General features: G+C 68.6%; 10 protein-coding genes. All 10 read left to right on the top strand.

Annotated features, from left to right (window positions below; translation table 11 throughout):
- Positions 1-2,349: isoleucine--tRNA ligase (gene ileS, locus HY726_08025; protein ID MBI4608939.1), on the top strand; the 2,349-nt coding region annotated here is incomplete at its 5' end.
- Positions 2,350-2,370: 21 nt separating this feature from the next.
- Complete coding sequence (gene lspA, locus HY726_08020; GenBank protein MBI4608938.1) at positions 2,371-2,847, top strand: signal peptidase II; 477 nt, start codon at positions 2,371-2,373, stop codon at positions 2,845-2,847.
- A 17-nt stretch (positions 2,848-2,864) separates the two neighbouring features.
- A complete protein-coding gene (locus HY726_08015) occupies positions 2,865-3,833 on the top strand; it encodes an RluA family pseudouridine synthase (GenBank protein ID MBI4608937.1) in 969 nt (322 codons plus the stop codon).
- A 149-nt stretch (positions 3,834-3,982) separates the two neighbouring features.
- Positions 3,983-5,011 (top strand): YvcK family protein, encoded by a 1,029-nt coding sequence (locus tag HY726_08010; GenBank protein MBI4608936.1) that lies wholly within the window; start codon positions 3,983-3,985, stop codon positions 5,009-5,011.
- Between the two features lie 111 nt (positions 5,012-5,122).
- Positions 5,123-6,529, top strand: coding sequence for a bifunctional UDP-N-acetylglucosamine diphosphorylase/glucosamine-1-phosphate N-acetyltransferase GlmU (gene glmU / locus HY726_08005; protein MBI4608935.1), 1,407 nt, complete (start codon positions 5,123-5,125; stop codon positions 6,527-6,529).
- Positions 6,530-6,728: 199 nt separating this feature from the next.
- Positions 6,729-8,567, top strand: coding sequence for a glutamine--fructose-6-phosphate transaminase (isomerizing) (gene glmS / locus HY726_08000; GenBank protein MBI4608934.1), 1,839 nt, complete (start codon positions 6,729-6,731; stop codon positions 8,565-8,567).
- Between the two features lie 302 nt (positions 8,568-8,869).
- Positions 8,870-12,109: a UvrD-helicase domain-containing protein gene (locus HY726_07995; GenBank protein MBI4608933.1), complete on the top strand. Its 3,240-nt coding sequence runs from the start codon at positions 8,870-8,872 to the stop codon at positions 12,107-12,109.
- A 217-nt stretch (positions 12,110-12,326) separates the two neighbouring features.
- A complete protein-coding gene (gene gatC, locus HY726_07990; protein MBI4608932.1) occupies positions 12,327-12,626 on the top strand; it encodes an Asp-tRNA(Asn)/Glu-tRNA(Gln) amidotransferase subunit GatC in 300 nt (99 codons plus the stop codon).
- Positions 12,627-12,639: 13 nt separating this feature from the next.
- Complete coding sequence (gene gatA / locus HY726_07985) at positions 12,640-14,109, top strand: Asp-tRNA(Asn)/Glu-tRNA(Gln) amidotransferase subunit GatA (protein ID MBI4608931.1); 1,470 nt, start codon at positions 12,640-12,642, stop codon at positions 14,107-14,109.
- Positions 14,110-14,350: 241 nt separating this feature from the next.
- Positions 14,351-15,605: Asp-tRNA(Asn)/Glu-tRNA(Gln) amidotransferase subunit GatB (gatB, locus tag HY726_07980; GenBank protein MBI4608930.1), on the top strand; the 1,255-nt coding region annotated here is incomplete at its 3' end.

Raw genomic sequence — 15,605 nt, 5'->3', positions numbered from 1 at the left:
GTCTACAAGGGGCTCAAGCCGGTCCACTGGTGCATGTACTGCAAGACCGCCCTGGCCCAGGCCGAGGTGGAGTACGAGGAGCACACCTCGCCGTCGGTGTGGGTCAAGTTCCCGGTCAAGTCCGCCTCCTCCGCGCTCGCCCGCGCCCTCAACGGCCGGCCTGCGGCGCTGGCGATCTGGACCACCACGCCCTGGACGCTCCCCGCGAACCTGGCCATCGCCGCCCACCCGACGCAGCCGTACGCCGCGATCGACGTGGACGGGGAGCTGCTGATCGTCGCCGAGGCGCTGGTGGCCGAGACGCTGAAGGCCGCCGGCCGGGACGGCAAAGCCGTGGGACATCCCGTCACCGGCGAGGCGCTCGCCGGGACCGTCTGCGCGCATCCGTGGATCGATCGCGACGTCGTCGTCGCGACGGCGGACTTCGTCGCCATGGACCAGGGGACCGGGCTCGTCCACATCGCGCCCGGCCACGGTGAGGAAGACTACGAGTTCGGCCGCAAGCTCGGGCTTCGGATCTACAACCCGGTGGACGACGACGGCCGCTTCGTCGCCGAGGTGGAGCACTTCGCGGGCCTCACCGTCTGGGACGCCAACCCGCGGATCGTCGCGCACCTGAGGCAGACGGAGAGGCTGCTGGCCTTCCAGGAGATCACCCACACCTATCCCCACTGCTGGCGGTGCAAGAACCCGACCCTCTTTCGGGCCACCGAGCAGTGGTTCATCTCGCTCGACAAGAGCGGCCTCCGGCAGCGGGCGCTCGAGGCCATCCGGAACGAGGTCCGGTGGATCCCGCCGTGGGGAGAGGAACGGATCGCCAACATGGTCGCCACGCGGCCGGACTGGTGCATCTCGCGCCAGCGGGTGTGGGGCGTCCCCATCGTGGCCTTCTACTGCACCGCGTGCGGTGCCCTTCTCCTGGAGGAGCGGCTCGTCGAGCACGTGGCGGGCCTGATGCAAGAGGGAGAAGGCATCGAGCTCTGGTACACCCGCGAGGCCAAGGATCTGCTTCCTCCCGGCACCACCTGCCCGGGCTGCGGTGGGAGCGGGTTTAGAAAAGAAACCGACACCCTGGATGTCTGGATCGACTCGGGCTGTAGCCACGCGGCGGTCCTGGAGACCCGGCCCGACCTCCGGTGGCCCGCCGAGATGTACCTGGAGGGCTCAGACCAGCACCGCGGGTGGTTTCACTCCTCGCTCCTGGAGGCCATCGGCACGCGCGGCGCGCCCCCGTACCGCGAGGTGCTGACCCACGGCTTTATGGTGGATGGCCAGGGGCGGAAGATGTCCAAGTCGCTGGGGAACGTGATCGCGCCCCAGGACGTCATCGGGAAGCACGGAGCCGAGATCCTGCGGCTCTGGGTCGCGGCGGAGGACTACACCGAAGACATCCGGCTCCCCGAGCCCGAAATCATGGGGCACCTCACGGAGGCGTACCGCCGGATCCGCAACACGTGCCGGTTCTTGCTCGGAAACCTCGCCGACTTCGACCCCGACCGCGACCGGGTGCCGTACGGGGAGCTGGAGGAGCTGGACCGCTGGGCGCTCGCCCGCCTGGCGCGTCTCATCGCCCGTGTGCGCCGCGCCTATGAGGGATACCAGTTCCACCAGGTCTACCACGCGCTGACCAACTTCTGCGCGGTGGACCTCTCGGCCCTGTACCTGGACATCCTCAAGGATCGCCTCTACACCTCCGCCCCCGAAGATCCCAGGCGCCGTGCCGCTCAGACCGCCTGTTACGAGATCCTCCTCGCGATCACGCGCCTGATGGCCCCGATTCTGAGCTTCACCGCCGAGGAGGTCTGGGACCACATCCCGGGGAGCGGGAAGCCCGAGAGCGTCCACCTGGTGACCTTTCCGGAAGACCGCGGCGAGTGGCTGGACGAGATCCTGGAGGAGGAGTGGGACCGCCTGCTCGAGGTGCGGCGTGAGGTCGCCCGGGCTCTGGAGGTGGCGCGGCAGCGGCGCATCATCGGGAGCTCCCTCGAGGCCCGCGTGTTCGTGGTCCAGGCGCCGGAGGAGGAATGGATGCCGCTCCTCCGGGCGAAGGGCTCGGGGCTCCTGAAGATGCTGTTCATTGTCTCGGACGTGAGGCTCGAGGAGGCGCCGGCGTCGGGGACCCCGACGCGCTACGAGAGCCAGGACATCCCCGAGCTCGTCATCGAGGTGCTGAAGGCGGACCCTGCGCAGGGCTGGCGCAAGTGCGGGCGCTGCTGGGCCTGGAGCGAGCTGGTCGGGCAGGACCGCGCCCGGCCCACGCTCTGCGAGCGGTGCGCTCCGATCGTGCGATCCCTCGGAGGCGGACTGCGCCCCCCCTTCGAACCTCCCCCGGGGGTTGCGCGGGCATAGCCCGCGCTCGGACAGCGTCCGGTGAGAATCGCGGCGGCGGTCGGGGTGGCGGTGCTCGCCCTGGACCAGCTCACCAAATTCGTGGCCCTGGCTCGCCTGTCCCCGGGAGCGCAGGTCACGCTGGTGGACGGCTTCGCGGCCCTCACCCTGGTGATGAACCCGGGGCTGGCCTTCGGGATGTTCGCGGCCACGCCTCCGGCGTGGCGCTGGCTCGTGTCGCTGCTCTCGCTCGCGGCCCTCTCGGTCCTCGCTGTTCTCGCCGCCCGGCTCCTCCCCGGTGGTGGCTGGCCCGCGGCCGTGAGCCTCGGCCTCATCTTCGGCGGCGCGGTTGGAAACCTGATCGATCGCGGGCGCTTCGGCGCGGTCGTAGACTTCATCGATCTCCACTGGAGGGGCTATCACTGGCCGGCCTTCAACGTCGCGGACTCGGCCATCACGGTCGGGGTAGGACTCCTGGCGTTTCGTTTTCTCGTCTCTTCCAAATCGACGCAGGCCTGACCCGGGCGGTCGGTGTCATGGCCGGCGAGCCTCCAACCGAGTTCTCGGTGGGGCCTGAAGAGGCCGGGCTGAGGCTGGACAGGTTGCTGGTCGCCCGTCTGCCCGAGCTTTCCCGGACCCGGCTCCAGAGTCTCGTGGCGTCCGGCCGGGTCATCGTCGCCGGCGAGCCCAGGAAGGCGGCCTATCGGGTCCGCCCCGGAGAACGCGTCAGCGTGACGGTCCCGCCGCCCGAGCTCGAGCGCCTGGTCCCCGAGGCGGTCCCCCTCAGCATCGTCTACGAGGATGAGCATCTCCTGGTGGTGGACAAGCCCGCCGGGATGGTGGTCCACCCGGGCGCGGGACACACCTCGGGCACGCTGGCGGCCGCGCTGCTCGCCCACGCCCCGTCCCTCGCGGGGGTTGGCGGCCCGGGCCGTCCCGGAATCGTCCACCGCCTGGACAAGGGCACCTCAGGCCTCCTCGTCGTGGCCAAGCGGCCTCGGGCCTATACGGCCCTCGTGAAACAGTTCGCGGCCAGGCGTGTGTCGCGGTGCTACCTGGCCCTCGTCCACGGCGAGCTGACGCCGTCCCGGGGCGTGATCGAGGCGCCGATCGGCCGTCACCCGCGCGACCGCACGCGGATGGCGATCCGCCCGGCGGGCGAGGGGAAGGCCGCGCTCACTCACTACACCGTCATCGAGCGCTTCCCGGGCTTCACGTACCTGGAGGCCAGGCTCGGCACCGGTCGCACGCATCAGATCCGGGTTCACCTGGCATCCCTGGGTCACCCGGTCGTCGGCGACGACACCTACGGGCGACGGGCCATGCCGCGGATCCGGGATCCGATCCTGTCGGCGCTCGTGAATGGCCTCTCCGGGGTCGCGCTCCATGCGGCAACCCTCGGCTTGGTCCACCCGGTCAGCGGCCAGCCGCTCGATTTCACCTCGCCGCTCCCTGATCGGATCGCGCGCCTCCTGTCTCACCTGCGCAACAGGAGGCGGGGGTGACCTGTGTCCTCGCGTCAACGTAGCAGTTCGAGCCGAGGGACGGCGGCCATGCCGGGAGGCAGGCCCGTCACGAGGCGAGGCCCGAGTTGTTGGCGCCGCCGCGCCGCGTTCGGGGGCCGGCATGAAGGGTGCGAGGCCCGCGTGGTATCATGAAACGCACCGGAAGGGGACGCATGCCCGGGGGAAAGCGTAAAGTTCGTTCAGGGCGCTGGCGGGTCGTTGCGATTGGCGGCGGGACAGGCCTGCCCGTCGTCCTGACAGGGCTCAAGCGCGAGATCGGCAACCGGATCGAGTCGCTCACCGCGGTCGTCACGGTCACCGACGATGGCGGCAGCTCGGGGCGGCTCCGGGACGAGCTGAAGATGCTGCCGCCGGGCGACATCCGCAACTGTCTCGTGGCGCTGGCCGAGGTGGAGCCGCTCATGAGCCGCCTCTTCCAGTACCGCTTCCGCGGCGAGGGCGGGCTCGCCGGGCACAGCTTCGGTAACCTCTTCCTCGCTGCGCTGGCTCAGGTGACGGGGGATTTCCTGTCCGCGATTCAGGTCTCCGCCAAGGTGCTCGCGGTAAAGGGGACGATCCTCCCATCCACGCTCGACAACGTCCGCCTGGGCGTCGAGGGTGCTGACGGGTCTGTGGTGATCGGGGAGGAAAAGCTTGCGGAGGTTCCGAAGCCGATCCGGCGCGTCTTCCTCGATCCCGCGGAGTGTCGTCCCCTCCCGGATCTCCTCGAAGCCATTGACCGGGCTCACCTCGTCGTGCTGGGCCCGGGCTCCCTCCTCTCGAGCGTGATTCCGAATCTACTCGTTCAAGGCGTCGCGGATGCGCTGCGCAGCTCGGCAGCGCTCAAGGTGTTCGTCTCGAACCTGATGACCGAGCCGCGCGAGACCGACGGCTTCAGCCTGGCCGACCAGGTCGCGGCGCTCGTGGAGCACGCGGGGCCGGGTGTGGTGGACGGGGTGCTGGTCAACAGCCGACCGCTCGCCGAGCGCGTGCTCGCGCGCTACCGGGCTGCGGGGTCCGCGCCGACGCGCATTGATTATGACCGGGTTGTCCAGTGGGGCGTCCGGATCCACGAAGCCGACGTGCTCGCGCCCGCCGACAAGGTTCGCCACCACCCTCAGCGTCTCGGGCAGGCACTCCTGGAGCTTCTGGACCGCGACGCGGAGAAGGGGCCATGAGCTTCCTCGGAGGGGGGCCACCCACGCCTTCGGCGCGGGTACCCGCCCCTTCCGAACCTCCCCCGTCGATTGTGCCGGCTGAGCCGGCGCTCGAACGCACGTTGCTGAGTCATGGGCGAAGGTAACGCCGTGGACGGGTTGACGACGGTGATCCTCGCGGCGGGCGCGAGCAAACGGATGCGCTCGCAGCGCCCCAAGGTGCTCCACCCGCTCGCCGGGCGACCCCTGGTAGCGTACCCCGTGAACCTCGCTCGGCATCTCGGCGGCAGTATCGTCGTCGTGGTGGGACGGCAGGCCGAGGAGGTGCGCCGGGCGCTGGAGCCCGCCGCGGACCTGACCTTTATCGAGCAGAAGGAACCTCTCGGCACCGGGCACGCGCTCCGCGAAGCCCGCGGAGCCTGCGGCGACGGGGGGGAGACGATCCTGGTCCTTCCGGCCGATCACCCGCTCCTGGCGGAGGCCACGCTCCGGCGCCTCGTCGAGCATCATCGCGCCACCAACGCGGCGGTCACGCTGCTCACCGCCGTGGTCGACGATCCGACGGGGCTCGGACGGATCCTCCGCGACCAGGGCCGGGTCGTCGGGATCGTGGAGGAGCGGGACGCCTACCCGGAGCAGAAGAAGATCAATGAGATCGCGACCGCCATCTACTGCTTCGACCCGACCCTGCTCTGGCCGGCGCTGGAGCAGGTGCGCCCCGAAAATGACCAAGGCGAGTACTACCTGACCGACGTGGTCGAGATCCTCGCCCGACAGGGGAAGAAGGTCGAGGCCGTTCCGACCTCTGATCCCGCCGAGGCGCTCACGATCAACAACCGGAAGCAACTCGCCCAGGTAGCTGCGCTCCTTCGTGGGCGCGTCCTGGATCGCCTCATGGCCGAGGGTGTGACGGTACTGGATCCGGCGACGACCTACGTCGACGACACGGTGTCGGTGGGGCCGGACACGGTCATCTATCCCGGGGTCGTGCTGGAGGGGGTCACCGCCATCGGCCCCGAATGCGTGATCGGGCTCGGCTCGGTAGTCGTGTCCAGCCGTCTGGGCGACCGGGTGGTGTTGAAGCCCTACTGTATCCTCACGGAGGCGGTCGTCGAAGACGAGGCGGCCCTGGGTCCCTTCTGTCATCTTCGCCCCGGATGCCATATCGGGCCAAAGGCCGAGATCGGGAACTTCGCCGAGCTGAAGAAGTCGCGGGTCGGCCGCCGCACCAAGATTCATCATGTTTCCTATGTCGGCGACGCCACGGTGGGGGATGAGGTCAACATCGGCGCCGGGACCATCACCTGCAACTACGACGGCGTGGCGAAGCACGAGACCCGGATCGCCGATCGCGCCTTCGTCGGGACCAACTCGAGCCTGGTCGCCCCGATCACCATCGGCGAGGGCGCCTACGTGGGCGCCGGCTCCACGATCACCAAGGACGTGCCGCCGGGGGCGCTCGCGGTGGGGCGCGGACGGCAGGTCGTCAAGGAAGGGTGGGCCGCGCGCCGGCGGAAGAAAAGGAAAGAGCAGGAATGACGGTAGAGATGGGTGTTCGAGCGCGGGCTTTGCCCGCGCAGATTAATTCGGGCCTCGCGCGGCGGCGGGCCTGCCTCACGGCAAGGCCGACGCCGCCACGCTCGAACTACAGTGGGGGGAGGCATCGGAAGGGGCGGGTAGCCGGGCGTCCACGCCGAAGGCGTGGGGGTGCCTGGGTGGCCCCCCTCCGAGATTAGCTATGTGCGGGATCGTGGGATACGTCGGTGAGCGGAGCGCCGTGGGCATCATCCTGGACGGCCTGAAGCGCCTGGAGTACCGCGGCTACGACTCGGCGGGCGTCGCGGTCCTGGGCGCCCGGGGCCTCCAGGTGAGGCGGAGCGCGGGAAAGATCAAGACGCTGGAGGGGATCCTGAAAGAGCAGCCGGTCGCGGGGAGCGTCGGTGTCGGCCACACGCGCTGGGCAACCCACGGGCGCCCCTCTGAGGAGAACGCGCACCCCCACACCGACTGCACCGGGAGCCTGGTCGTTGTTCACAACGGGATTCTGGAGAATTACTTGCCGATAAAAGAGCGGCTCCACGCCGAAGGGCACCGCTTCAGCTCGGAGACCGACACCGAGGTGCTCGCCCACCTGGTCGAGCGCCACCTCCGCGACACCACCCGGCTCGACGAAGCGGTGCGGCGCGCCCTCCGTGAGCTCAAGGGCTCGTACGCGATCGGGGTCGTGTCGACCCACGCCCCCGACCGGCTGGTCGCGGCGAAGACCGGCGCCGGCAGCGTCGTCGTGGGGTTGGGTTCGGGGGAGACCTTCGTCGCCTCGGACATCCCGGCCATCCTGTCACACACACGCGACGTGGTGATCCTGGAGGACGAGGAGGTGGCCGTGGTCAGGCGCGAAGGGGTCGAGGTCTCCACCCTGAGCGGAGAGCCCGTCCAGCGCACCCCGACCCGCATCCTCTGGGATCCCATCATGGCCGAGAAGGGCGGGTACCGCCACTTCATGCTCAAGGAGATCTTCGAGCAGCCGCGCGCGGTGACCGACACGTTCCGCGGGCGGGTCGTCCCCGAGAGCGGAAGCCTGATCCTGCCCGATACGAACCTGGACCCCTCGACGCTTGAGGCCGTCCAGCGCATCGTGCTCCTGGCCTGCGGGACGTCCTACCATGCGGCCGTCGTCGGGCGGCACATGCTGGAGCGGCTCGCGGGAATCCCCTCCGAGGTGGACCTCGGCTCCGAGTTCCGCCACCGGGACGCGCCGGTTGGGCCCGAGACCCTGGTCGTCGCCATCTCCCAGTCCGGGGAGACCGCGGACACCCTCGGCGCGGTGAAGACCGCCCGGGCCAAGGGGACGCCGGTCCTCGCCATCACCAACGTGGTGGGCTCGGCGCTCGCGCGCGAGGCCACCGGGGTCCTCTACACCCACGCCGGTCCCGAAATCGGTGTGGCCTCGACCAAGACCTTCACCGCGACCATGGCCGCGTGCTACCTCCTGGCGCTCCACCTCGGCCGGCAGCGCGGTTCGCTCACGGCGGAGGAGGGGCGCAAGCGGATCCAGGATCTGCTGGAGATCCCGCGGTTGATGGAGGCGACCCTGGAGCTGGACGCCCAGCTGGCCGACCTCGCCCGCGAGCTGTTCCAGTACAGGAACTTCCTCTACCTGGGGCGCGGCATCCACTACCCCATCGCGCTCGAGGGGGCCCTCAAGCTGAAGGAGCTCTCGTACATCCACGCCGAGGGCTACCCCGCGGGCGAGATGAAGCACGGCCCCATCGCGCTGATCGACGAGAGCATGCCCGTGGTGGCGGTGGCCCCACGCGACGGGACCTACGAGCGGATGCTGGGGAACATCGAGGAGGTCCGGGCGCGTGACGGCCGGGTGATCGCGGTCGCTCATACAGGGGATCGCGAGATCTCAGCGCGGGCCGATCGCGTCGTGTACGTCCCCGCGACCGTGGACCTGCTCTCGCCGATCCTGATGGTGCTTCCGCTCCAGCTCCTCGCCTACCACGTGGCGGTCCGCCGCGGGTGCGACGTGGACCAGCCGAGGAACCTGGCGAAGAGCGTGACGGTGGAGTAGCAATGCGATCGGCCCACGCCGGGCATGTCACGCTCGCTCAGACCTCCTCGCCTCGACGGCGCACCCACGCCCTCCGGCGCACCCGGGCCTCTGGCCCGGGTACCCGCCCGGCTCGGGCGCTTTTGCTGGTCCCCCCATCCCCCCGCTGCGGGGGTTAGTCCTCGCAGCCCAACTCGGTTGAGCCGCTCGGAGCGCTCCAGCGCTCTGCGCTTTGCCGCCGCCGGGCACCACCGAAGGTGGTCGCGTCGGATTCGCTCGGTGGGACACCCCGGTGTGGGCCGCCTGTGGTATCGTAAAAGCCCATGCCGCGCCCTCCGGTGGACGCCGATGCGATCCTGCGTGAGCTGAACCCTCCCCAGCGGGAGGCGGTCACCGCGACGGAGGGACCGCTCCTGGTCGTCGCCGGGGCCGGGAGCGGGAAGACCCGGGTCATCGCGCACCGGATCGCGTACCTCCTGGCGGTCAAGGGCGTCCACCCCCGGAACGTCCTGGCCGTGACCTTCACGAACAAGGCCGCGGAAGAGATGCGCCGCCGGGTCGAGGACCTGCTCCTCCCGTTTGGGATCCGGCCCCCCTTGATCGCCACCTTTCACTCGACCTGCGTCAGAATCCTCCGCGAGCACGTCCGGCACCTCGGGCTGTCGCCGAGCTTCGTGATCTACGACGAGGACGATCGCCTGACGCTGGTCAAGGAGTGCCTGCGGGCGGAGGAGCTGGACGAGCGGGCGCTGCCGGCGGCGCAGGTCATCCACGCGATCAGCCACGCCAAGAACCAGATGCTCGCGCTGGAGCAGGTCGAGCGCGAAGCGCGGACGCCGCGCGAGCACCAGATCGCGCTCCTCTTCCGGCGCTACCAGGCGCGGCTGGCCGAGGCGCGCGCCCTCGACTTCGACGACCTGCTGCTCGTCACGGTCCGGCTCTTCGAGAAGGTGCCCGAGGTCCTGGCCTGGTACCGCGGCCTCTGGAGATACCTCCTGGTGGACGAGTACCAGGACACCAACCGCGCCCAGTACCGGATCGTCCAGCTCCTCACCGCCGAGCACCGGAACCTCTGCGTCGTCGGCGATGACGACCAGTGCGGGGTGGGAGGGACTTTGATTGGCACCCCCGAAGGACCAAAGCCTGTTGAAGAGATCCGGGAGGGCGGACTGGTGGTAGCTGGCTCTGGCTGGAATTCAACCAGCCTAGCTAAAGTCGAAGCCGTAAGGCGGAACGAGTTCGATGGAACGGTTATCTCGATTAAGACGGAGGATGGCGGTGAACTGAGGGCCACGCCAAACCACCTCCTCTTCGCCAGGCTCGAACCCGATCCCAAGCGGCATTACGTCTATCTGATGTATCGGAATAACTTCGGTTACCGTATTGGGATCACTCGCGGCGTACGAGCCGGAGATTCGGGCGCAATTGTTTCCGGTTTAAAGATCCGGGCAAACCAGGAAGTCACAGATAAGCTATGGATTCTGACCGTATGCGATTCTGCAGCGGACGCCCAGTACTCCGAGTCGTACTTCGCGGCATTGTACGGCCTGCCGACTATGGTCTTTCACCTACGAGGCCGAAGAATGGCCCTCACGCAGCGCCATATCGATCGCCTCTTCAAAGAGATCGACACGCGGTCGCGAGCTGAAGGGTTGATGACGGACCTCTTCCTGTTCCCCGAATACCCGCATCACAGACCGCGTGCCGTCACGCGCGGGGGAATTTCGCGGAAGATCGTTGGCTTTACGATGTTTGGGGATCCCAGGCCGCACCAGAAGCGTCCGTGGCACGAGCATCGTATCCAGCTGGTCAGCTCCGATGGATCGTCGCGGGAGGCTGTTTCGCTCGTTGCAAAAGCGCGAAGCGGGAAGCTGCGAACGTGGCGAGTGGAAACATCGCGGAAAGACTATGACAAGGGCGTGGCATTCGCGAGGAGCCTGTGTCAGGTCGCGGACGCGGACCTGGTGCTTCGGGCGAGGATGACGCGGGGAAAAGCATTTCAGCTTATGCCAGCAAGTCATATCCGTCCTGGAATGGTGGTCCCGGCGCTACGCGATGGGAACGCATGTGAAACGAGAGTTTCGGCGGTTGAGTTCCAGCGCTATCGGGGACCGGTATACGACCTGTCCGTTGAGAATCTGAAAAATTACGCCGCCAATGGTTTGTTAGTCCACAATTCCATCTATAGATGGCGTGGCGCCGACCTTCGAAACATCCTGGACTTCGAGCGCGACTTTCCGGGGTGTCGCGTGGTGAAGCTCGAGCAGAACTACCGCTCCACGAAGCGGATCCTCGGCATCGCGGATCGGGTGATCGCCAACAACGTGGGACGGAAGGCCAAGACCCTGTGGACGGAGAACCGGGAGGGGGAGCCGGCAGCGGTCTACCGGGCCTGGGACGAGCACGACGAGGCCACCTTCGTCGCCGCGACGATCCGCCGCCTCCGCGCCGAAGGGACGACAGAGCGGGAGACCGCGGTCTTCTACCGGACGAACGCCCAGTCGCGGGTGCTCGAGGAGGCGCTCAGGCTGGCCGGCATCCCGTACGTGATCGTCGGCGGAGTCCGCTTTTACGAGCGCAAGGAGATCAAGGACACGCTGGCCTACCTCCGTCTGGTCGTCAACGTGAGCGACGACGTCGCGTTCCGCCGCGCGATCGCGGCGCCGAGCCGGGGCATCGGCAAGGCCAGCCTGCTTCGCCTGGAGCAGGCGGCGAAGCTCGCGGGAACCTCCCTGCTCGAGGCGTGCCCGCGGCTGCCGCCCGACCTCGGCGGTAAGCCGCGGCGGGGCCTTGAGGAGTTCGCCCGGTTGATCGCCGACCTCGGAGCGAGGAAGGCGGCGGTGCCGGTCCCGCAGTTCATCGACGAAGTGCTGACCGCCTCCGGCTACCGGGAGGCGCTCAAGCAGGAGCGGACTGCGGAGGCCGAGGAGCGGCTGGAAAACCTGGAGGAGCTGGTCGCCGCCGCGGAGGAGTTCCAGCGCGCCCGGGGGGAGGCGACCCTGGAGGCGTTCCTGGACACGGTCTCGCTCGTCTCCGACGTGGACGAGCTTCCGGAGGAGCGCGGCGCGGTGACCCTCATGACGCTCCACTCCGCCAAGGGGCTCGAGTTCCCGGTGGTCTTTCTCACCGGGATGGAGGAGGGTGTCTTTCCCCACATCAAGTCCCTCAACGACATCGAGGAGCTGGAGGAGGAGCGCCGGCTCTGCTACGTCGGGCTCACGCGGGCCAAGACCCGGCTCTTCCTCTCCTACGCGCTCCACCGCCGCCTGCACGGCTACGGCCTGGGCGAGCCGTCGCGCTTCCTCCTGGAGATCCCGGAAGACCAGGTCGTCCTGCTCAACGGTTCCGCACCCGCGCGCCCCGCCGCTCCCCCGGATACCGCGGGGCCTGGAGACGAGGAGTTTCCCCTCCGCGTGGGCGCGCGGCTGCGCCATGCCCGGTGGGGCGAGGGGCTCCTGGTCGGGATCGAGCGCGATGGCTCCGACGTGATCGTCACCGTCCACTTCGGGAGCGTGGGCCGGAAGCGGCTCTCCCTCCAGTACGCTCAGCTCGAGGAGATCTGACGTGGGCCTGCGGGTCCTGTCCCGGCGATCACCCCCGCCGTGCTCGCGTCACCCATCCCCCCGTGGGGAACCCCTGCCGCTCCACGCGGCGGGGGGCCTCATCGCCCTGCCACCCGCAGGTCCCAGAGCGTTTGCTGGCATGTGGCGGCGGCTTCGGCGCTTCGTCCTCGTCGCGGTGTGGCTCAGGGACAAGCGGAGGCTTTGACGCGGTAGCACCATGGCCGAGCCGAAGATGACGCTTGCAGAAGTCGAGCATGTGGCGCGGCTGGCGCGGCTCGACCTCTCCGAGGCCGAGAAGGAGCGCATGCGCTCCCAGCTCGACGCGATCCTGACTTACATCGACAAGCTCCGCCGGCTCGAGACCGAAGGCGTCGAGCCGATGTCCCATGCCGTCCCCATCGTGAACGTGATGCGGGAGGACGAGGTGCGCCCCTGCTTTTCCGTCGGTGAGATGCTCGCCAACGCCCCCGAGCGGGACGGTGACCTCTTCCGCGTACCCAAGATCATCGAGGAGTAGGGACGGAGGTCCGATGCAGGATCCGAGCGCGCTGACGATCCACGAGATCGCCGACCGGTACATGAGCGGCGAGACCACTCCCTCGCAGGTTGCTCAGGCCTACCTCGCCCGCATCGACGCCCTGGACGCGAGCGTGCGGGCCTATCTGACCGTGACCCGCGAGCAGGCGCTGGCTCAGGCCGACGCAGCAGACAAGCGGATGAAGGCGGGTAACCCCCTCGGACCGCTCGACGGCGTTCCGCTCGCGATCAAGGACGTGATCTGCACCCGCGGCGTCCGGACCACCTGCGGCTCGAAGATCCTGGAGAGGTTCGTCCCTCCCTACGACGCCACCGTGGTGGAGCGCCTCAACGCGGCCGGCGCGGTGATCCTCGGGAAGGCCAACATGGACGAGTTCGCGATGGGCTCCTCGACGGAGAACTCGGCCTTCTTCCCGACGCGGAACCCGTGGGACCTGGACCGTGTCCCGGGCGGCTCCTCCGGAGGGTCCGCCGCAGCCGTGGCGGCAGACCTCGCAGCCGGGGCTCTGGGAACCGACACGGGTGGGTCGATCCGGCAGCCGGCTGCCTTCTGCGGCATCGTGGGCCTCAAGCCGACCTACGGACGCGTCTCCCGCTACGGGCTGGTGGCCTTCGCCTCGTCCCTCGACCAGATCGGGCCTCTCGCCAAGGACGTAGCCGATGCCGCGCTTCTCCTCCAGGCCACCGCCGGCCACGACCCCATGGATTCCACGTCCGCCGACGTGCCGGTCCCCGATTACCTGGCGGCGCTCGGCCAGGGGGCCACCGGCCTCCGCCTCGGCATCCCCAGCGAGTACTTCATCGAGGGGATGGACCCGGAGGTCGACCGGGTCGTGCGGGAGGCGGTCCGCGTGCTCGAGACGCTCGGCGCGCGGACCGAGCCGGTCTCGCTCCCGAGCACCGACTACGCCCTGGCGGCCTACTACCTGATCGCTCCCGCCGAAGCCTCATCGAACCTCGCACGCTACGACGGGGTCAAGTACGGGTATCGCGCCCGGGGCGGCAAGGACCTCGTCGAGATGTACGGGCGGACCCGGGCCCACGGGTTCGGCGCCGAGGTGAAGCGGCGGGTCATGCTGGGGACCTACGCGCTGTCGGCCGGCTACTACGAGGCGTACTACGGCAAGGCCCAGCGGGTCCGGACGCTGGTGCGCAGGGACTTCGAGCAGGCCTTCGCGCGCGTCGATCTGATCGTCTGCCCGACCACCCCCAACGTGGCCTTCAAGCTCGGCGAGAAGGAGGACCCGCTCCAGATGTACCTGAACGACATCTTCACGATCCCGGTGAACCTGGCAGGGCTGCCGGGCATCTCGCTCCCGTGCGGCTTCACCCTCGCCGGGCTCCCCATCGGCCTCCAGCTCATCGGCAAGCCCTTCGACGAGGCGACCCTCCTCCGGGTCGCGTACGCCTACGAGCAGGCCACCGACTGGTGTCGAAAGAAACCTGCCTTTAGCAATGGATGACACGTTTACTTCCTTGATGCTGGAGAAACTTCCACGCCTGTCGGGTCTCGTGGGCGGTCGCGAGGTTCAGCGGGTGGGAATGGTGCCGCTTTGGCAGGTGGAGCGAGATCTGGAACTTTTGACCCGATACGTTCTGTGGGCGGAAATCGCCAGGGGAACCGACACAGGCGGATGCCCAGGGCGCGCTCCGGGACGCAAAGGCGATAGTTGCTGAAATTCGAGAAAAGATAGGTGGGAAGAAGTGACTGACTACGAGGTCGTCATCGGGCTGGAGGCCCACGTCCAGCTCGCCACCCGCGCGAAGCTCTTCTGCGGCTGCCCGGCGGCGTTCGGCGGGGCGCCGAACAGTCAGACGTGCCCGGTCTGCCAGGGCATGCCGGGCGTGCTTCCCGTGATCAACCGGCGCGCCGTCGAGTTCGCGATCCGCACGGCGCTGGCGCTCCACTGCCGGATCAACCCCGCGTGCCGCTTCGCCCGGAAGCACTACTTCTACCCGGATATGCCGAAGAACTACCAGATCAGCCAGTACGAGGAGCCGCTGGCCTCCGAGGGGTGGCTGGACCTCGATGCGGCCGGCAGCACGCGACGGGTCGGGATCCAGCGGCTCCACGTCGAGGAGGATGTCGGAAAGCTCCTCCACGAGGGCGGGGCCTTCGAGACGGCGAGCTTCAGCCTCGTGGACTTCAACCGGAGCGGGGTGCCGCTCATGGAGATCGTCTCCAAGCCGGACCTCCGCTCCGCCGAGGAGGCGGCGATTTATCTGAGGGCGCTCCGCGCGATTCTCGTCTACCTGGGCGTATCGACCGGGAACATGGAGGAGGGCTCGCTCCGCTGCGACGCCAACATCTCGCTGCGCCGCCCCGGCTCGTCCGACTTGGGCACGAAGGTCGAAATCAAGAACATGAACTCCTTCAAGCACGTCCAGCATGCCCTGGAGTACGAAGCGCAGAGGCAGGCCAGAGCCCTCGTCACGGGCGAGAGGATCGTCCAGGAGACGCGCCTCTGGGAGGCGACTCGGGGCTACACCCGTTCGATGCGCTCCAAGGAGTACGCGCACGACTACCGCTACTTCCCCGAACCCGACCTGGTTCCGCTCGAGGTCGATCCGATCTGGGTCGAGAGCCTCCGCGCGACACTCCCCGAGCTGCCGGCCGAGCGGAGGCAGCGCTTCGCGAGCCAGTACGCCCTCCCGGCCTACGACGCTGCGCTCCTCTGCCAGAGCCGGGCCCTGGCCGGCTACTACGAGGCGGCTGTCGCCGCGTACCCGAAGCCGAAGGTCGTGGCCAACTGGGTCATGTCTGAGCTCTTGCGCGAACTGCCGGGCGATGACGAGGCCACGGTCGCGGCCTGCCCGGTCCCGCCGAAGAGCCTGGCGCGCCTGCTGGCGCTGATCGACGAGGGCACCATCAGCGGCAAGATCGCCAAGGAGGTCTTCGAGAAGATGTATCGCTCCGGTCAGGATGCCGAGACGATCGTCAAGCGCGAGGGGCTCGTCC

This window comes from Candidatus Rokuibacteriota bacterium, from assembly GCA_016209385.1.
Lineage (GTDB): Bacteria > Methylomirabilota > Methylomirabilia > Rokubacteriales > CSP1-6 > JACQWB01.
The sequence above is the reverse complement of the archived record's forward strand: the minus strand, read 5'-3'. Positions and strand labels throughout refer to the sequence as shown.